The 18,066-nt window shown below is 69.8% G+C and carries 21 protein-coding genes; 6 read left to right on the top strand and 15 right to left on the bottom strand.

Going from position 1 to position 18,066, the window contains the following annotated elements:
• Nucleotides 1-10: 10 nt before the first annotated feature.
• The 6 genes from ON31_RS16755 to ON31_RS16730 are packed head-to-tail and all read right to left on the bottom strand — an operon-like array spanning nucleotide 11 to nucleotide 6,371.
• A complete protein-coding gene (locus tag ON31_RS16755) occupies nucleotides 11-1,231 on the bottom strand; it encodes a cytochrome P450 (protein ID WP_039814777.1) in 1,221 nt (406 codons plus the stop codon).
• The gene (locus ON31_RS16750) at nucleotides 1,228-2,631 is read right to left on the bottom strand and encodes an FAD-binding oxidoreductase (RefSeq protein WP_039814776.1); all 1,404 of its coding nucleotides are present in this window, start codon (nucleotides 2,629-2,631) and stop codon (nucleotides 1,228-1,230) included. The genes ON31_RS16755 and ON31_RS16750 overlap by 4 nt, the downstream gene beginning before the upstream one ends.
• A 3-nt stretch (nucleotides 2,632-2,634) precedes the next feature.
• Nucleotides 2,635-3,648 carry an acyltransferase domain-containing protein gene (locus ON31_RS16745; protein WP_039814774.1) on the bottom strand — a complete coding sequence of 338 codons (1,014 nt, stop codon included), beginning with the start codon at nucleotides 3,646-3,648 and terminating at the stop codon, nucleotides 2,635-2,637.
• Nucleotides 3,645-3,887: an acyl carrier protein gene (locus ON31_RS16740; protein ID WP_039814772.1), complete on the bottom strand. Its 243-nt coding sequence runs from the start codon at nucleotides 3,885-3,887 to the stop codon at nucleotides 3,645-3,647. Before ON31_RS16740 ends, ON31_RS16745 begins: the two co-directional genes overlap by 4 nt.
• A 28-nt stretch (nucleotides 3,888-3,915) precedes the next feature.
• Complete coding sequence (locus ON31_RS16735; RefSeq protein WP_039814770.1) at nucleotides 3,916-5,118, bottom strand: beta-ketoacyl synthase N-terminal-like domain-containing protein; 1,203 nt, start codon at nucleotides 5,116-5,118, stop codon at nucleotides 3,916-3,918.
• The gene (locus tag ON31_RS16730) at nucleotides 5,115-6,371 is read right to left on the bottom strand and encodes a beta-ketoacyl-[acyl-carrier-protein] synthase family protein (protein ID WP_039814768.1); all 1,257 of its coding nucleotides are present in this window, start codon (nucleotides 6,369-6,371) and stop codon (nucleotides 5,115-5,117) included. The genes ON31_RS16735 and ON31_RS16730 overlap by 4 nt, the downstream gene beginning before the upstream one ends.
• 136 nt (nucleotides 6,372-6,507) lie before the next feature.
• Here ON31_RS16730 and ON31_RS16725 point away from each other — a divergent pair, with 136 nt between their 5' ends.
• The 5 genes from ON31_RS16725 (at nucleotide 6,508) to ON31_RS16705 (ending at nucleotide 9,222) form a co-directional block, all read left to right on the top strand.
• Entirely contained in the window at nucleotides 6,508-7,269 is a 762-nt protein-coding gene (locus tag ON31_RS16725) for an SDR family NAD(P)-dependent oxidoreductase (RefSeq protein WP_039814767.1), read from the top strand.
• A gap of 23 nt (nucleotides 7,270-7,292) precedes the next feature.
• The gene (locus ON31_RS16720) at nucleotides 7,293-7,961 is read left to right on the top strand and encodes a class I SAM-dependent methyltransferase (RefSeq protein ID WP_039814765.1); all 669 of its coding nucleotides are present in this window, start codon (nucleotides 7,293-7,295) and stop codon (nucleotides 7,959-7,961) included.
• Between the two features lie 5 nt (nucleotides 7,962-7,966).
• On the top strand, nucleotides 7,967-8,398 hold the full coding sequence (locus ON31_RS16715; RefSeq protein ID WP_218007335.1) for a nuclear transport factor 2 family protein: 432 nt from the start codon (nucleotides 7,967-7,969) through the stop codon (nucleotides 8,396-8,398).
• Between the two features lie 271 nt (nucleotides 8,399-8,669).
• Nucleotides 8,670-8,852 carry a hypothetical protein gene (locus ON31_RS16710; RefSeq protein WP_147287168.1) on the top strand — a complete coding sequence of 61 codons (183 nt, stop codon included), beginning with the start codon at nucleotides 8,670-8,672 and terminating at the stop codon, nucleotides 8,850-8,852.
• A gap of 85 nt (nucleotides 8,853-8,937) precedes the next feature.
• The gene (locus tag ON31_RS16705; protein ID WP_143981330.1) at nucleotides 8,938-9,222 is read left to right on the top strand and encodes a hypothetical protein; all 285 of its coding nucleotides are present in this window, start codon (nucleotides 8,938-8,940) and stop codon (nucleotides 9,220-9,222) included.
• 92 nt (nucleotides 9,223-9,314) lie between these two features.
• On the opposite strand, the gene ON31_RS16700 is transcribed toward ON31_RS16705, so the two are convergent.
• The 9 genes from ON31_RS16700 to ON31_RS16660 form a co-directional block, all read right to left on the bottom strand.
• The gene (locus tag ON31_RS16700; protein ID WP_039814761.1) at nucleotides 9,315-9,767 is read right to left on the bottom strand and encodes a hypothetical protein; all 453 of its coding nucleotides are present in this window, start codon (nucleotides 9,765-9,767) and stop codon (nucleotides 9,315-9,317) included.
• Nucleotides 9,768-9,874: 107 nt separating this feature from the next.
• On the bottom strand, nucleotides 9,875-10,174 hold the full coding sequence (locus tag ON31_RS16695) for a hypothetical protein (protein WP_039814759.1): 300 nt from the start codon (nucleotides 10,172-10,174) through the stop codon (nucleotides 9,875-9,877).
• Between the two features lie 74 nt (nucleotides 10,175-10,248).
• Nucleotides 10,249-10,839: a maleylpyruvate isomerase family mycothiol-dependent enzyme gene (locus ON31_RS16690; protein WP_039814758.1), complete on the bottom strand. Its 591-nt coding sequence runs from the start codon at nucleotides 10,837-10,839 to the stop codon at nucleotides 10,249-10,251.
• A 38-nt stretch (nucleotides 10,840-10,877) separates the two neighbouring features.
• Nucleotides 10,878-11,876, bottom strand: a complete 999-nt coding sequence (locus ON31_RS16685) for an RNA polymerase subunit sigma-70 (protein ID WP_051037421.1) — start codon at nucleotides 11,874-11,876, stop codon at nucleotides 10,878-10,880.
• Nucleotides 11,877-11,964: 88 nt separating this feature from the next.
• Nucleotides 11,965-12,378 (bottom strand): MerR family transcriptional regulator, encoded by a 414-nt coding sequence (locus tag ON31_RS16680; RefSeq protein ID WP_039814756.1) that lies wholly within the window; start codon nucleotides 12,376-12,378, stop codon nucleotides 11,965-11,967.
• A 1-nt stretch (nucleotide 12,379) separates the two neighbouring features.
• Nucleotides 12,380-13,897, bottom strand: coding sequence for a SulP family inorganic anion transporter (locus tag ON31_RS16675; RefSeq protein ID WP_039814755.1), 1,518 nt, complete (start codon nucleotides 13,895-13,897; stop codon nucleotides 12,380-12,382).
• A 145-nt stretch (nucleotides 13,898-14,042) separates the two neighbouring features.
• Entirely contained in the window at nucleotides 14,043-15,116 is a 1,074-nt protein-coding gene (locus ON31_RS16670; RefSeq protein ID WP_081592510.1) for a BtrH N-terminal domain-containing protein, read from the bottom strand.
• A gap of 138 nt (nucleotides 15,117-15,254) precedes the next feature.
• Nucleotides 15,255-15,623, bottom strand: coding sequence for a hypothetical protein (locus ON31_RS16665; RefSeq protein WP_029924758.1), 369 nt, complete (start codon nucleotides 15,621-15,623; stop codon nucleotides 15,255-15,257).
• Between the two features lie 671 nt (nucleotides 15,624-16,294).
• A complete protein-coding gene (locus ON31_RS16660; protein WP_039815046.1) occupies nucleotides 16,295-16,681 on the bottom strand; it encodes a PLDc N-terminal domain-containing protein in 387 nt (128 codons plus the stop codon).
• Nucleotides 16,682-16,945: 264 nt separating this feature from the next.
• Here ON31_RS16660 and ON31_RS16655 point away from each other — a divergent pair, with 264 nt between their 5' ends.
• Nucleotides 16,946-18,058, top strand: a complete 1,113-nt coding sequence (locus ON31_RS16655; RefSeq protein WP_063821512.1) for a class I SAM-dependent methyltransferase — start codon at nucleotides 16,946-16,948, stop codon at nucleotides 18,056-18,058.
• Nucleotides 18,059-18,066 lie beyond the last annotated feature (8 nt).

The following is an 18,066-nucleotide window of genomic DNA, read 5'->3' as shown; positions in this document are numbered from 1 at the left end:
CTGTCGGAGGTCACCAGGTCAGGGGGAGGGCGTGTGGACCGCGCACCTGCATGCCCGATCGCCACCGCAGGTCGCGCTCGGGTATCGCCAGCCTCAGGTCGGGGAAGGCCGACACCAGTTCGGTGAGCGCGACGGTGAGCTCCATCCGAGCCAGTTGCGCGCCCAGGCAATGGTGTGCGCCGTGTCCAAAGGTGAGGTGGCGGTTGCGTTCTCGGTCCAGTCGGACGGCCAGCGGGTCTGCGAAGACGGTCGGATCGGTGTTGGCGGCGATGGTGGGCGCGATGACGACCTCACCGGTCGCGATGGTGACCGGGGCCGCGGTGTCGGATCCCAGGGTGATCGGTGCGGCGGTGACGCGGGCGCGGAAGCCGCCCGCGCCGAGTGGGAGCACGCGCAACAACTCCTCGACCGCCGGGGCGATACGGTTCGGATCGTCGGCGAGCCACCGCCAGGAATCGGGTCGCGTCGCCACGGTGTAGACCGAGTTGGTGAGCTGTGCCGAGGTCGTCTCGAATCCGGCGACGAGCAGGTCGGTGGCCAGCGCCACCACCTCACCGCGGGTGAGGCGACCGGCCTGTGCACCGGCGACCATCGCTCCGATCAGGTCGTCGCGCGGTCGTTCGACACGCTCGTCGACGAGGTGGTCGAAGTAGTCGCCGAGTTCGCGGGCCGCGGACTCGACCTGCTCGGGGGTGGCCGCGGTGGCCGAGAGCATCGTCTCGCTCCATCCCCGGAATCGGCTCCGGTCCGCGCGGGGCACGCCGAGCAGGTCGCCGATCACGATCGCCGAGAGCGGCTGGGCGAACTGTCCGACGAGTTCGGCGCGCCCGGCCGTCCGCATCTCGGCGATCAGCGCGCGCGCGGCCCGATGGGTGGCCGGACGCAGCGCTTCGACCCGGCGGGCGGTGAACCAGGACGCCACCACCCCGCGCAACCGGGCGTGCTCGGGTGCGTCCAGAGACATCAGCAGCCCCTCGGCTCCGGCGCGGGGCAGGATGCGCGGTGTCGCGGGATCGGTGCTGGCCTCGCGGCGGCAGTCCGGCGAGGCGAAGACGGCGCGGATGTCGCGGTAGCGGGTGAGCAACCAGGCACAACCCTCGAACGGCAGCCGTACGCGGACGATCGGCGAGCGGGACCGCAGCGCGGCGAAGACCGTTTCGACCTGCAGCGCCTCCGGTTGAGCGACGGGGAAGTCGCATACCGGCGTGGGCCGTTCGGGGGCGGCCGTCATCGCGGCGCCACCGCGCCGGTCGGGGTGGCGGGCAGGATGTTCGGGTTGAGCCGGAAGAAATTGTCGGGATCGTAGGTGGCCTTGATCTCTCGGAGACGACGGTACTTGGCCTGTCCGTAGGAGTCCGCGGTGCGGTCGTCCTCCTCGGGATTCATGAAGTTGACGTAGCCGCCGGACAGGAATCCCGCGACGGCGGCGTACCCGTCGCGCGCCCAGGCGACATTGGCCGTGTCCTGCGCGGGATCGTTCCAGGCCGCGGCGAAACTGAGCACGTACGGCAGGTCGCGGTTGTGATAGGCGGTGGCGTCGGCGGGCACGCGTGCCACGGCGCCGCCGAGGTACAGCAACTCCAGTTGTGAGAACGGCGAGGTGATCCGGCTGCCGTGCTGCAGCACCTGCTCGATCAACGCGTCGGGCAACGCGGCCGCGTATCCGCTCTTGGTGCAGATACGTTCGGGGACAACGGCTCCTGGAAAGGCGTAGGCTTGGACGCCGCGATAGGGGAGGGTCGCCTTGGTGACGCCGTGGCAGGGCGCCAGCGCGATGATCTCGTCGATGGCGGCCTCGCCGTCGACCGGGTTGCCGACCCAGCAGGCCATCGAGCACAACACCGGCGTGCCCCACAGCCGCTTCGGGATCTCCGGCAGCGGCGGCGCGAGTCGCAGATAGAACACCCAGGTGAGTTCCTCGGGCGCCGTGGGCATCCGGTCGCGCCAGGTGGTCAGGACGTGGCGGGCGTCGTCGAGGGTGAAGTAGCCGCAGAAGAATCGGATCGGTCCCACCCGGTGCAGCGCGAACTCGAATTCGGTGACGATGCCGAAGTTGCCGCCGCCGCCACGCAGCCCCCAGAACAGGTCCGGGTGTTCGGTCGCGCTCGCGGTGACCTGTTCGCCGGTGGCCAGCACGACCTGCGCCGACCTCAGGTTGTCGATCGACAGCCCGTATTTGCGGCTCAGCCAGCCGAATCCGCCGCCGAGGACCAGACCGCCCAGACCGGTGTGGGAGACCACGCCCGCCGGGGTGGCGAGCATGTACGCCTGGGTCGCGGTGTCGTAGGCGCCGAGCAGGCACCCGCCCTGCGCGTGGGCCACCATGGCCTCCGGGTCGACGGATACCGCGGACAGCGCACGCAAATCGATGACGAGGCCATCGTCGCAGGTGGAGTGACCGGCCATGGAGTGGCCGCCGCAACGCACCGCGACCGGGATCGCGGCGGCGCGCGCCCAGATCACCGCGGCCCGCACGTCGGCGACGGAGGCGGCCTTGACGATGGCCAGCGGATGGCGGTCGATCATGCCGTTCCAGACGCGCCGCGCGCGGTCGTAGCCGGGATCGCCCGGCCGGACGACCGGCCCGGTCAGGCGGTCCGCGAGGGTGTTCAGGTCGGCTGTGGGGGGCATCGGTCATTCCTTCCGGCCGGAGGCGGCGGTCGTGATCGGGGCGCCGAGCCGGTCGAGCGCGGCGGCCAGCGCGCTGCGGTCGGCACCGGGCGGTAGTCGCCGTGGCGGCAGCAGCGCGATACAGCGGCTGTCCCCGGCGGCGACCGGAGCGGTGCGTCGGGCCAGTGCGGACAGGGATTGGCCGGGACCGGTTTCGACGAAGGTGCACGGCCCGTCGGCGAGGACAGCGCGCAGCGCCGGTCCGAACAGCACCGGCCGGGCCGGCTGGGTCAGCCAGAATTCGGGGTCGGTGGCGTGGGCCGGGTCCAAGAGGCCGCCGAGGTATCCTGAGTACATGGGCTGGCGCGGGGCGCGCAGGCCGGCGGACAGCCGTCCACGGGCCGCACCCAACGTGGCATCCGGTGCCACGGTATTCATGAGCGGGCTGTGGAACGGTTGCAGCGCATGGACATCCGCGCAGGTGATGCCATCCGCACGCAGTCGTTGCCGGGCGGCTTGCAGTCCGTCGTTGCCACCGCACACCAGTACCTGCCGGGGGCCGTTGACCGCCCCGATCACCACGTCGGGCAGCCCGGTGAGCCGCTCCCGCACCGATTCCGGATCGGCGGCCACGGCGAGCATGCCGCCCGCGGGAGCATGGCGATAATGCCGCACGAAATCGGCCAACAGTGCGAGGGCGTCGGTGAAGTCGAGGACGTCGGCGACGACGGCGGCGGCGATCTCACCGACACTGTGCCCCAGCACAGCGTCCGGGTGGATGCCCGCGGCCATGACGGTGCTGGCGAGCGCGCAGTTCACCGCCAGCAGCAAAGGCTGCGCACGGGTGATGTCGTGGAACAGCGGTCCGGGATCGGGGCGCAGCCAGATTTTTCGCAGGGCGGGGTCGTCGAGAACCGAGAATGCCGCGTCCATGGTGCCCGTGAACGCCTCGTCGACGCCGTAGAGATCGGCGGCCATGCGCGGATGCTGTGCGCCCTGGCCGGGGAACAGGAAGACGACACGGGAGCGGGCACTCATGCCGGGGCACCGTTGACCCAGCGCATCAACTGGTCGGGGGTGGTCAGGTCCCACAGGGTCTCGTCGGGGATCACGATGCCGTGCGCGCGTTTGAGGTGGGCACAGGTCTCCATCAGGGCCAGTGAGTCGAAGCCGAGTTCGGCGAAGTCCCTGGACGCGAAATCGCCGTCCAGGGTGATGGATTCGTCCTCACCGGCGCTGGCGATCATGGCCGCGCGGAGTTGTTCGGTGGTCAGCATCGGTCTGCCTTTCTCGTGCGTCGAGCGCTTACTTACGGAGGACCAGCGCCGAATGGAAGCCGCCCGCGCCGCGGGCGAGTACCAGGGCCGTGGTCAGCGGTGTGGCCCGGGCCCGACCGCACACCAGATCGATGGGCAGGTCGGTGGACGGCACCTGTGGTGCGGGCGGAATCACGTTGTCGCGCAGGGCCAGCAGGGCACACACCACATCCAGGGGACCGGCTCCGGCCATCAGGCGGCCGGTGCCGCTCTTGGGCGCGGCGACGGGGACGCCATGTGGTCCGAAGACCTCCGCCAGCACGGTGGCTTCGGCCTTGTCCGCGGCCCGTGTTCCCGCCGCGTCGGCGAAGACCACGTCGATGTCACCCGGGCGGAGTTCGGCGTCGGCCAGCGCGGTGGTCAGCACCCGGTGCAGGGGCCGGGTGTATGTGGGATCGTCGCGCGGATCGAACCCGGACGCGTACCCGGCGATGCGGCCGTAGACGGTGCCGAGTTCGACGGTGTCGCAGGCTTCGAGCACGAGCATGGCACCCCCTTCGCCGGGCACGTAGCCGTCCGCGGCGGGGGAGAACGGACGGTAGCCCGCGGCGGGTTCACGGGCCGGGGACAGTGCGCCGGAGGCTTGGTGCGAGACCCAGCCCCAAGGATCGAAGGAGGATTCCATACCGCCCGCGATCGCCATCGAACAGCGGCCACGGCGGATGATGCGGCGCGCGTGCCCGAGGGCGTCGAGTCCGCCGGACTGTTCGGCCACCAGCACCGCGCCCGGCCCGCGGAGCCGGTGTCGGATCGAGATCTGACCGGTGTTGACCGCGTAGAACCACGCGAAACACTGGTAGACGCTGACACTTTCGCGACCCTCGGTCCACAACCGCCGCATCTCGCGATGCGAGAACTCGAAGCCGCCGGTCGCATTGGAGGTGACCACCGCGCATTCGAATGGGTCGCGATGGTCCAGGTCGACCTTGGCGTCGGCGAACGCCCGTTCCGCGGCGACCAAGGCGAGCTGTGTGACCCGGTCGGTCTGGGCGATGAGCCGACCCGGTAGATGGTCCCCGGCGACGAAATCCGGGATCACCCCGGCGAGCGCGCTGCGGTAGCGCCGATCGAAATCGTCGACGACCCGGATGCCGGATTCACCGAGACAGGTTCGCCGCCAATACTCGTCGACGGTGAGCCCGGTCGGCGCGAGGACGTCGATACCGGTCACGACGCAGTCGGTGCGGGTCATGTGGCCACCTTTCGCAACACCATCGCGCTCTGGAAGCCGCCGAAGCCGCTGCCGACGGTGAGCACGGTGTCGAGTTCGGCCTCACGGGCGGTCAGCGGCACGTAGTCCAGATCGCAGCGGGGGTCGGGTTCGTGCAGATTGGCGGTGGGCGGAACCAGGGAATCCCGCATCGCCAGCAGGCAGGCGGCGATCTCGATGGAGCCGATCGCGCCGAGGGAGTGCCCGACCATCGACTTGATCGAGCTGACCGGGACCCGGTAGGCATGCGCGCCCAGACCACGTTTGATCGCGGCGGTCTCGTGCATGTCGTTCTGTTTGGTGCCCGAACCGTGCGCGTTGACGTAACCGACCGCCTCCGCCGGAACGCGCGCCTGGGCGAGAGCCTGTTCGATGGCCCGGGTCATCTCCTCGCCGTCGGCGGTCAGGCCGGTCATGTGATAGGCGTTGCAGGTGGAGGCGTATCCGGCGACCTCCCCGAGGATCGGCGCACCCCGGCGCACCGCGTGCTCGAACTCCTCCAGCACCACCATGGCCGCGCCCTCGGCGATGGCGAAGCCGTTGCGGCGACGGTCGAAGGGTTTCGCGGCGGTGGCGGGATCGTCGTTGTCCGGGGACGTGGCGCGGATGGCGTCGAAGCACGCCACCGCGATCGGCGTGATCGGAGCGTCGGTGGCACCCGCCAGCACGACGTCCGCCGATCCCTCCTCGATCAGCGTCGCTCCGTGCCCGACGGCGTCGATACCGGAGGTACATCCGGCCGAGACCACGCTCACCGGCCCCTCCGCCGCGGCGACCCGCGCGACCTCCCGGGCGATGGAGCCGGGCGTGAAATAGTCGAACAGATGCGGTGACTGGTAGCTCTGGTCGACGAACCACTCGGCGCCCTGGTCGGACAGCACGACGTACTCCTGCTCGATACTGGTGGCCGAGCCGACCGCGTTGCCGACCGTCACACCGACCCGGCCGGGGTCGCGGTCCTCGCTCAGCCGGGCCTGGGCGAGCGCCCGCCGGGCACAGATCACGGCCAGCATGGCGGCGCGATCCAGCCGCCGCGTCTCGCGGTGGCTCAACCCCATGGCCAGGGGGTCGAGATCGATCTCCCCGGCGACCTGGGAACGGAACTGGCTGGGATCGAAGGCGGTGATCCGGCGTATCGCCGTCCGCCCCGCGGTGATCATGGCCCAGAAGCCTTCGGTGTCCACCGATCCCGGTGCCAGTACTGACAGTCCGGTTACTACGACTCGTCGACGCACAGGGCACAGCCTGCGGCGGGGACGTCCACATCGCGTCGAAGCCCGGTCGTGGCCGAGCGCGAACCGGTCTCGAAGCTGACTCGAAGCCGGACGCGCAGCGTGATCGCAGCATCCAGTCGACGAGTTCGGAGGAATCATGGGCGGCGTGGCACTGGTCACCGGCGGCACCAGCGGTATCGGGTACGCGTGTGCGAAGCAGTTGCACGACAGTGGTTTCCGAGTCGTGGTCACCGGGCGCGACGAGAACAAGCTGGACAAAACGCTGGCCGAACAACCCGCGTGGGCGGGGTATGTCAACGACGTGCGCGACCGCTACGGGGTGCGCGATCTCGTCACGACGGTGGCCGCCGCACACGGGCCGATCGAGGTGCTGGTCAACAATGCCGGGCGCGGTGGCGGCGGGCCGATCGCCACCATCAGCGACGAGTTGTGGCTGGACGTCATCGAGACCGATCTGAACAGCGTGTTCTGGGTGACCCGGGCGGTGTTGAACGAATGTCCCACCATCCGCGGGGCGTCCGGCCGGATCATCAATATCGCCTCCACCGGCGGCAAGCAGGGGGTGCCGTTCGGTACGCCCTATTCCGCCGCCAAGGCGGGCGTCATCGGATTCACCAAGGCGCTGGCGAAGGAACTCGCCGCGACCGGGGCCACCGTCAACGCGGTGTGCCCCGGCTATGTCGAGACGCCGATGGCGGTGTCGATCCGCGAGTCCTATTCGAGTATGCAGGGCATCTCCGAAACGGAGGTGCTGGCGAACTTCGAGGCGAAGATTCCGTTGGGCCGCTACAGCACGCCCGAGGAGGTCGCGGGGATGGTCGGCTACCTGGCCGGCCCGGCCGCGGCATCGGTCACCGCGCAGGCGATCAATGTCTGCGGCGGACTCGGCAGTTACTGACAACCACGTCCCGAAAGCGAGCCATGAACACTGCGGCGACCACCGACGACGGTCAGACCTTCTACCGGACCAACCGTCTCAACGGCTACGACCTGGTGACGGTCAACGCCGCGAACCGGTTGCTCTGGCGTTGTCCGCCAGAGCGTTTCGTCGAACTGTACAACCGGAACGTCTCGGGCCGGCATCTCGATATCGGCCCCGGGTCCGGATACTATCTCGACCATTGCGAGTTCCCGGTCGCGCGTCCGGTTCTCACACTGCTCGATCTCAACCCCGACCCGCTGACCTTCGTCGCGGGGCGGATCGCGCGCTACGCACCGGACACCGTGCGGGCCGACCTGCTGGACGAGTTGCCGCCGATACCCAACGCCCCCTTCGATTCCATCGGGATCAATTATGTGCTGCACTGTCTGCCCGAACCGCCCGCGGGCAAACAGGAGGTGTTCGCGCGGTTGACGCCGCTGCTGACCGACGGCGGTGTGGTGTTCGGCAGCACCGTGGTCACCGGCGGCGCTCCCACCACGCCGCTGTCGAACGTGTTCAACGCGCTCTATCAGCGGATGGGCGCCTTTCACAATCAGAACGACACGGTGGAGTTCCTGCACGACGCGCTGGACCAGCATTTCGCGAGCCATATCCTCGAAATACGGGGCAGCGTCGCCCTGTTCACCGCGCGGGGGCCACGACGATGACCCGCGTGACGACCGTATCAGCCGAACTGCACGCCGAGATCAGCCTGTTCTACGCCCGCCATATGCGCGCGATGGACGAAGGTCGCGTGGCGGAATGGACGGCGGACTTCACCGAGGACGCCGAGTTCCGCACCAACGCACGCCCGACCGCACAGGTCGGACGTGCCGAGATCACCGCCGGAGCGGGTGCCGCGGCACGGAAACTACTGGACGACAACGTTCTTCGCCGACACTGTCTGACTACCCTGGACATCCGCGTGGACGGCGGCGGCATCGTCCGGGCGAGCAGCTACGCCATCATCGTCCGCACCCCACCCGGCGGTCCGACCGCCGTCGAATTCCTGTGCACCTGCGAAGACGAACTCGTACGCGGCGACGGGAGATGGCTCATCCGGCGTCGCCGCGTGCAGCGCGACGATCTGATCCATCCGATGTGACCGCGCCGCCACCGGTTTCGCCGCCATCGAGGTGACCTGGATCGGACCGGCGTCGGTGCGTGTCACGGTCGACGACCTCGTGCTGGAGTGGACGTTCACCGCCACCGAGACACCGGCGCTGCGGATGCCGAACGCGCTGTGACCGCGTCTGCCGCTGCGCACCTGGCGTTCGCGGTCGCTGTTGCGGGCCCGCGAGATCGCCGCCGCAGCACTGGGCATGGGCTCCCCGCGGATGTCCGGCGCGATGCCGAGCGGCCATTTCGGAACCCGGATGCCCGAGCAGATGTACCTGATCACGGCGGCATCGGCCGTGCTCGACGGCCAGGATCTCGGCAATCCCGTGCGCCTGGCCGAGAACCCGGTCATCGGGGCGGTCGCCGTGCCCGCCCGGGGCGTACTCGTCATCGGCGGCGGCAGGTGGCGGATCCGCACACCGGACGTCAGCGCCCGATAGCCGGTCGGATGCCGCGCCCGACCCGTCCACAGCGGATACCCGGACTCGCTGCGCGCCCCCCGAACGCGGTCTACGGTTGTCGAGTATGGCGAGCAAAGACATAGTGGTGACCGTGAGCGAGGGGGACTGGCTCACGTTGCGCGATGCCGCCGAGTGCGCGGGGATGAGTGTTCCGGCCTACGTCCGCTGGGGTGTGCGGCTGCTGGCCCTCCAGGCCGGTCCGGGCGGCTCCGAGCGACGCGATATCCCCGTGCCTCCCAGAGCGAGCCACCGCACCCCCATCACCCCCGACGAACCCGAGTCCACCGCGTGGACGGAGACCTTCGCCGAACGGCTGTCGCACCGCGCGGACACCTTCCACATCGACTGAACTCGAGGGCCGCTGTGCAACGGTCGGCCCCCGGAATCGCCGGCTGTGGCGGTGGCCGACACCCTCGCCGGGCCGGTTGGTCGCAGCGCCGCCTAGCTGAAGTCGTAGTCCAGCGGGATGTGCCAGTTCTGGTCGATGACCTCGCGGATGGCGGCGGCGTCCCGGTTCAGGTAGTGCGGTTTGGCGTCGAGTTCCCGGGACAGGTTCGGCACATCCAGGCCGCAGTCCTGGCCGATGAGCCCGTAGCGGTGGCCGACCGCCCAGACGCAGGCTCGTGCCCAGCGGACGGGCTTGCCCCGGCGGATGAGATCGGGGGCCTGCCTGCCTAGGCGTTCGACCAGCGTGAAGGACTCCAGTGCGTAATTGGTGCCGAGACAGTCGCCCGCGTAGCGCCAGGCTTGCGGTGCCGCCTCGATGACGACCCGGGCGGCGGGCCGGGACAGGCCCTCCACACCGGGACGCGGTGGCATGCCGAGTTCCGGCAGCCAGAAGAACGCGGCCGCGATCGGATCGACCGGGCCATCGCGCCGCGACGAAATGCCCATGGGGCGAGACTAGCGCCGTTCACCGACACTCGGGTCGGAGCGGGCGAATCATCCGGTGGTGCAGGCGGAATCGACGCGGGTATCCGCACCGATTCCGGAGTGTCGGGCTAGTTGCCCGGATTCCAGTACATCTGGCCGTCGTGGTAGTAGTAGCCGGCGCGGTCGGGGTGCTGGACCCAGTGGTGTTCGTAGCCGTTCTCGCCGAACTGGAGCACGTAGCCGTAGCCCCGCTCGTCGCCGTTGTCCGCGGCGGCCGTACCGGCCGCCCACGCGGCGGGTGCGGCCAGGAACGCGGCGGCGAGCAGGGCGAGGCCGAGCGAACGGGCCCCGCCGCCGCGGGGGCGCGGGGCGGGTGTGAAGTCGGCCGGGGCGAAAGGTGTACGCGGGGTGGCATCGTTGGTCGTCACACTGTCGAGTGTCCTCGCCCGCCGAATCGGGCGCATCGGTGAATTCCCCGAGTGGCACCCTGATCCGCGTCGGGTCAACCCCGCTCGACGGGGCGGCGACCGGTGACGGTGAGAAGGATGTCCTTGGCGGGCATGGCGACCGGGGTTCCGGAGCCGATCGTGCAGTCCGCGTCGGTCGCCCGCAGTTGCACGCCGGTGAGGTCGATGCCGAAGTAGGCGAGGGTCTTCGGATCACCGTCACCGAGGACCAGCGCGATGCGGTCGGCAGGGGCCGCGGGCAGGCCCAGCGGTTCGGTGATGTCGAGACCGTGGATGACGTCGTGGCTCAGCGCGCCCGCGGGGCCGCCGCCCGGCGGCTGCCACGGATGGTTCACATTGTCGCGCAGGCAGGTCAGGAGTTCGGCGTCGCTCAGACGTCGCGTATCGGCGCGGGCCGCGCGGTCGGCATAGCGGTTGAACGAGAAGCGGGCCGCGGCCAAGCCGATGGCGAATCGCGGCAACGAGATGCGGTAGGCCATGGTCATGTGGGCGACGACCTCACGGACCCGCCAGCCGGCGCAGAGCGAGGGCGCGGCCCACTGGTCGGGGGTGAGGGTGGCGAGCAGGTCGGCGAGGCGTTCCCGCTCGGCGGTGGTGTGGGCGCGCAGGTCGATGGTGTCGGTCACGGGCTCTCCGAAGCGTCGTAGCGATGGGGTCACTACTGCTACGACGCGGGTGGCCGAAATTCATCGGTCGCCGCGGAATCGAATGTCTCGGGCAATCCGAATCGCGCGAATCGAGCGTGCGTTCCCAGGAAGGTCAGCTGTCGCGCGATGCGACCGCCGCGCTGCTCGAGCGCGAGCAGGGCGAACGGGCGCAGCACGCCGTGCTCGTCCGGGCGGTACTGGCCGAATCCGGCTGAACCATTGATCCGGACGGGCACCAGCCGATCACGCGTACAGTCGTCGGCCGCGGCGAAGATCCGGAGCTGGGCGTCGCGCCCGTCGATGCGCCAGGGGAAGGGCGGCATACTCGATTCGGCGTCCTCGCACAGCAGCGCGGCCAAGGCGTCGACATCGTGCGCCTCGAAGGCGACCAGATACCGCCGCAACAGGTCGCGATCCCGCTCGGCGTCGAGGTTCAGCGCGTGCGTGCGATCGGTCCGCACCGTGTCGAGCGTCGTCCGCGCCCGCTGCAGGGCACTGTTCGCCGCCGCCGCGCTGACCCCGAGCATCCCGGCGGTCTCGGTCGCCGAGAACGCCAGCACATCGCGCAGCACCAGCACGGCCCGCTGTCGCGGCGGCAGATGCTGAAGCGCCGCCACGAACGCCAACCGCACCGATTCGCGCCGCACGACCACCTCGGCCGGATCGGTCGCGGCGATGAGTTCGGCGTCGGGCATCGGCTCGATCCACCGGTCGGCGGGGAGCGCCGATCCGCCATCGAAGCCCTCGGGAACCGGCCCCTCCCACACCAGCATGCGCCGCCGCGCCGACCGCAGCATGTCCAGGCACACATTGGTGGCGATGGCGTGCACCCACGTCGACAGCCGCCCCTTGCCGGGGTCGTAGTCGTCGCGTCGGGTGTAGGCGCGGATCAGCGTCTCCTGCACCGCGTCGTCGGTGTCGGCGGCGGAGCCGAGCAGGCGGTAGCAGTAACCGGTCAGTGGAATCCGCAGCGCCTCCAGTGCGCGGGGATCCAGTTCTTCGGTATCGACGGCCACCGCCCCATGCTCGCAGCCGGGGCGCGCGGGGGCCACCGCGGTCGCGTCGGCGCGGTGTCGCCCGCGCCCTCGGGCGAGTCCCGCGCCGCTAGGTCGCGGGTGTGGAGGATCGCGCCGCGCTGCGATCGGCGAGCAGGGCGGCGAATTCCTCGGCGTAGGCGAGTTGGCGGCGCAGCGTCGCGCAGCTCGCCTCGGCCTTGTCGTGGCAGTCGCGCAGGACCTCGGCGGCTCGGCGACGCCGGTCGGTGTCGGCGGTGGCATCGTCGAGGACGGCCAGGGATTCCAGCAGTTCCTTCATCTCGGCGAGGGTGAAACCCAGCGGCTTCATCCGGCGGATGACCATGAGGCGGCGCACGTCGGCCTCGGTGTAGAGGCGGAAGCCGCCGGCCGAACGCGCCGAGGGGGTGACCAGGCCGACCTCGTCGTAGTGGCGAATCGTCTTGATCGACAGCTCGGTTCGCTCGGCGACCTGACCGATCTGCAGGGTGGCGCGGTCGGCCATGTCAGTGCGCTCCGGCGAGGTGGCCGCTGAGGCGTTCGCGGCGCTGTTCGGAGGCGGGGTTGAGTCCGATGATCTCGACGTGCTTGCCCTTGGAGGCGTACTTGGTGGTGATGGCGTCGAGGGTGGCGACGGTGGAGGCGTCCCAGATGTGGGCGTCGGACATGTCGATGATCACGTTGTGCGGGTCGCCGGTGTAGTCGAACTGGTAGACCAGGTCATTGCTGGAGGCGAAGAACAGTTCGCCGCGCACCGTGTAGACGCGGGTGTCGATATCGCCGTCTTGGTCGATGTCGGCCTCGTGCACCTTGGTCACCTCGGTGAAGTGGGCGACGCGGTGGGCGAAGGCGATCATGGCGGTGAGCACGCCGACGATGACGCCGTAGGCGAGGTTGTGGGTGAACACGGTGACCGCGACGGTGACCAGCATGACGGTGGTCTCGGCGATCGGCATGCGCCGCAACGTCTTCGGGGCGATGGAATGCCAGTCCATGGTGCCGACCGACACCATGATCATGACCGCGACCAGGGCCGCCATGGGGATCAGCGCGACCACATCGCCCAGGCCCACCACCAGGATGAGCAGGAAGCCACCGGCGAGGAAGGTGGAGATGCGGGTGCGCGCGCCGGACACCTTCACATTGATCATGGTCTGGCCGATCATGGCGCAGCCGCCCATACCGCCGAAGAAGCCGGTGACCACATTGGCGATGCCCTGGCCCCAACCCTCACGGGTCTTGTCGGAGTGGGTGTCGGTGATGTCGTCGACCAGTTTGGCGGTCATGAGGGATTCGAGCAGGCCGACCAGCGCCATGGCCAGGGCGTAGGGGGCGATGATCTTCAGGGTGTCCAGGTTCAGCGGCACGTTCGGCAGCAGCAGCGACGGCAGGCTCGACGGCAGCTCACCCTCGTCGCCGACATTCGGCACGTTCAGCGCGAACGCGACGGTGACCGCGGTGAGCGCGACGATGGCCACCAGCGGGGCCGGGACGACGGTAGTGAGCTTGGGCAGGAACACCATGATCAGCAGGCCGATCGCGACCATCGGGTACACCAGCCACGGCACGCCCAGCAGATGCGGGATCTGGGCCAGGAAGATGAGGATGGCCAGGGCGTTGACGAAGCCGACCATGACGCTGCGCGGAATGAAGCGCATCAGCTTGGCCACGCCGAGCACGCTCAGCACGATCTGGAGCACACCCGCCAGGATCACCGTGGCGATGAGATAGTCGAGCCCGTGCTCGGCCACCACCGGTGCGATGACCAGCGCCACCGCACCGGTCGCCGCCGAGATCATGGCCCGGCGACCGCCCACGATGGCGATGGTGACGGCCATGGTGAAGGAGGCGAACAGGCCGACGCGCGGATCCACGCCCGCGATGATCGAGAAGGAGATCGCCTCGGGGATGAGGGCCAGCGCGACGACGAGACCGGCCAGCACCTCGGTGCGCAATCGGGTGGGATGGCGCAGGGCGTGAAGTACCGACCCTTCGGTATCTCGGGTGGGCGCGGCGGTCGCCATCGGCGGCTCCAATCATCACTGCGCACGCGTCACCGGAGTGCGGAAACGCGTGGGCATGAACAGAATTCATTCCGGATGCGAGCGGCCGACGATGCGGAACCGCTGCTGATCGGCATCGGCCACACTGCCTGATGCGGAATCTCAGCTAACGCTCAGCGATGGGAACTCTACCCTCCCGTGCGGGTAGAGTCACAAGCTCGGCGGGGCGGACGTGGCCGAGATCTCCTTCCGGCTCGCTCAGCCGAACGAGGGTGAGCATGGCCTCGCGCTCGATGCGGGCGACCTCGCCGAGCAGCGCGCCCGCCTGGGCGAGATGCTGTGCGGCGCTTGTCGTCCCGGCCCGTGTGAGGAGTGCGGCCACCTCGGTCCAGTGGGTGGCCGCACGGGCGTACAGGCGGTGGCCGGTGCGGAGTTCGCTGGCGTCGCACAGCTCCATCGCCTCGGCGAGGAAGTCGCGGTAGAGATTGCGGAACAGGGCGCCGCCGGTCCCGGCCCGCTCCATGAGCAGCGCGGCCTGCGGCAGGTCACGGCCCGGGTCGTCGGTGCGTTCGAACCAGGTGGGCACCAGTCGAGCGGCCTTCTCGATGCCGCGGTAGCCGACATTGGCGATGGGTGGCTCGAGGAAGGCACGGGCGCAGGCGGTGACGGCGGGAACGATCCGGCCGCGTGGGTCGGGTGGGGGAGTGGGCGGCGTGAGCGTGAAGGAGCGGTTCCTGGCCGTCATCGGGCCGCGTGCGGCGCGGGCCGCGGCGAGGCTGGCCAGGCTGGTGGTGACCGCGCCACCCTGCTGTGCGGTGTCGACCAGGAGGGCATTGTGGTCGTCGTAGCCGTACATGGCGACGATATGGCCGCCGAAGTGCACCTTCGAGCCGAAGTAGTCCAGGTGGTAGCTGTCGAGCTGAAGGCCCACCGGCTGGCCGTCGTCGAGGGCGGAGGCCACGTTCTCCCACGCCTTTCGCGGTGACGTGGTCTCGTGCACGCGCAGGTTCAGTCCGAGGGTGGCGGCGAGGTTACGGGTGAGGTCGAACGGTTTGACGCGTCCGCCGAGGAAGGGGAAGTCCATGGCCTTGCTGTCCCAGTAGAGGAAGGACAGCCCGCCGCCGAGTCCGAAGAGCATGGGCTCGGACAGCTCGAGGCCCCGCTGTCGCAGCAGTACGCCCAGCGCCGTCGTCTCGCAGTGCTGCGCGCCGCGCGCTTCGACGTCTACCACCGTGGCCATCGCCAGCCTTCCTGGACGGGAGCGGAGAACCACCGTCCATGGTGGACTCTCCCACCGGAGGAGAGTCCAGGAGCCGCCGGGGCCGATGCGCGCGGATGGCCCGCCGATGCGATCGACGGGCCATCCGCGGTCGGGCATCTACCAGTTCTGGACGACGATCAGTCCGTCGGCGGGGCTCACCAGGACGGCCACATTCCCGCCGGGATGCGCCGCGGCCTCACCGATGATGTCGCGCAGCGGTGCGAACCGCCACGCGTCGTTCTCGGCCAGTTGCGATCCCGGCGCGAGCGCCACCGAGGTGGCGTTGTACGGCACCACCTGATCGACCAGTGCGGGTACCGGACCATTGGCCAGCGCCGCCGTCTCGCCGGGCGTCAGTTCCAATCCGACCGCCCCCGGTCCGGCGACCGGGGTGGCCGCGGCGGCCGATCCGGCGCCGATCACGGTCGCGGCGACGATTCCGCTCGCAGCGGTCAGCAGGGTCAGGGCGGTGGTCCGAGTACGCATGGTGTCCTCCGTGGGGAGCCGATAGGGAAACCTTCCGAATGGTGCGACGCGCCGGGCCCGACGACGACTGCGACCATGACACGCCAGTCATGCGACCAGGAAGTGGAATGCGATGGCGGTCACTGCGCGGCCGCCGCGGCGACCCACCTCACACGAACGAGGCGTCTCCGCCGAAAGGCACTGCGGCGCTGAAGCATTCGTTCTCCGCATCACGCTGTGAACCGCATCCGGCGCAGTGTCCGTATCTGGATCGTTACCGAGGAGCTGCCCCACTGTCGTGCCGTGCAGAGGGGGCATCGGCAAAAGATGGCAAACCACTGGCTACTGCGCTCGGATGTGAGTCTTCCCGGGGCTCCGCTGCCCGGGATCGGGATGTCGGAGGGCCTGCCGGGCGAGTGGCGCGACGCCGCGCGGAGCGGTCGGATGTCGGCCTCGATTCGGCCGGTGTGCGCGGTCGGTTCCGCTGCCGGTCCCGGGCTGGGGTGCGCCTGATCGAGGCCCAGCCGATCGCTCCCCAGACCAGCGCGAGTGCCGCTGTGAACGCGTAGTCCGAGCGTGTGCCCGACAGCGTCACGGCGTGGGCGATGGTGTCCAGGGAGAAGATGGTCTGCGCGGTCAGCAGCCAGAGCAGGCAGGAGTCGGGGCGGCCCGGCCTTCGCTCGCGCATGGGTTCAGTCCGCCTGTTCGCCCTGTCGGCGGCGGAGTTCGAGGTCGCGCTGCCGGGCTTCCTCCTGGCGTTTGGCCTCGGCGCGCTGCTGTTCGGCGCGGGCGCGGAGGGCGCGCAGGAACTCCTCCTCGTCGTCGTCGGGGTTGCGGGGGATGTAGCGGCCGGGGCGGTCGTATTCGGGGTAGGCGGTGGTGGAGCGGGGGCGCGGGGGTTCGTAGGGGCGGCCGAGGATGAGCCAGAGCAGGGCGCCGACGGTGGGGACGAAGAGGATGACCAGGAGCCAGGCGCCCTTGGGGAGGTGGCGGATGCCGGACTCGGGGGCGGTGATCACGTCGATCAGGCAGAACACCCACAGGGCCAGGGTGATGAGTCCGACGATCAGGTAGGGCATGGCGTTCTCCTCGAACACGTTCGGGGTACTCGACCGGTTCGGCGGTGATACTTCGCGAATCCCCCAAGGATCTTTCGAAGGGTGAACAGTACCTCGAGTCGGCATGTGGCAACCAGTTGGCAAATGGCCGATGTGTCGGCGGCGTGACATCGAGACGGTCGGCGGAGCGACAGACGGCCGGTGGGCGCGGGGTTCAGACTCGGCCGAGCAATGTTCAGGCGGTGGTGTGGCGAGCGCCAGCACCGCGACTACCGAGGAGTGCCGATGACCCACAGCACGACAGCCGTCGCCCCCGCGCCCCGAGGTGCGACCGATCCGCGAGAGGAGTTCGCGGACAGGCTGATCGAAGATGCGACGCGCGCACTGGAACTGATGAGCGTGCAGCTCGGCCTGGTGCTGGGGCTGTACGGGGCCCTGGCGGAGCGGGCGGCCACCGGTGCGGAACTCGCCGAGCGGACCGGTATCGCGGCCCGCTACGCGCGGGAGTGGTTGGAGCAGCAGGCCACCGCCGGTTACCTACACTGCCCGAATCCGGGCGATGCGGCGGAGCTGCGCCGCTTCGAGCTGCCCGCCGCACACGCGGAAGTGCTGCTGGCGCACGAGAGCCCGTACTTCGTGGCACCGACCGCGCCCATGATCGCCGGGGTCGCGGGTGTACTGCCCGAGCTGGCCACCGCCTACCGCACCGGCGGCGGCGTGCCCTTCTCCGCCTACGGAGCCGAAATCCGCCACGGCATACGGGATCTCAACGGACCCCTGTTCCACCACGAACTCGCCGACTGGCTCACCGCGGTACCGGATGTGGACGCGCGCCTGCGCACCGAGCCCGGCACCCGGATCCTGGACCTCGGCTGCGGCTGCGGACGCTCCACCACCGCCCTGGCGACCACCTACCCGCACGCGAGCGTGCACGGCGTGGACCTGGACGCCGCCTCGATCGAGGAGGCGCGTGCCGCGGCCGCAGCGGCAGGACTGGCCGACCGGGTGCGCTACACCGCGGCCGACGCCGCCGCACTCACCGAAACCGGTGCGTACCAACTGATCACACTGTTCGAAACCCTGCACGACATGGGCGATCCGGTGGGCACCCTGCGCGCCGCCCGCCGTGCCCTCACGGCCGACGGCGCGGTCCTCATCGGTGACGATCGGGTCGAGGACGAGCTGACCACCCCCGGACCCCTGCTGGAACGCTTCCAATTCGGTTGCAGCGTGCTGCACTGCCTGCCCGCCACCATGGCCGAGAGCCCGGTGGAGGCCAACGGCACCATGCTCCGCACGCCGACCCTGCTGCGCTGGGCGCGGGAGGCCGGATTCACCGAGGCCCGCGTGCTGCCCATCGAGAACGCCTTCTGGCGGTTCTTCCTGCTGCGTCCGTAACGCCGAGC

This window comes from Nocardia otitidiscaviarum NBRC 14405 (assembly GCF_000308635.1).
Taxonomy (GTDB): Bacteria; Actinomycetota; Actinomycetes; order Mycobacteriales; family Mycobacteriaceae; genus Nocardia; species Nocardia otitidiscaviarum.
Note: the sequence above shows the minus strand (reverse complement) of the source record. Positions and strands in the feature narration are given on the sequence as shown.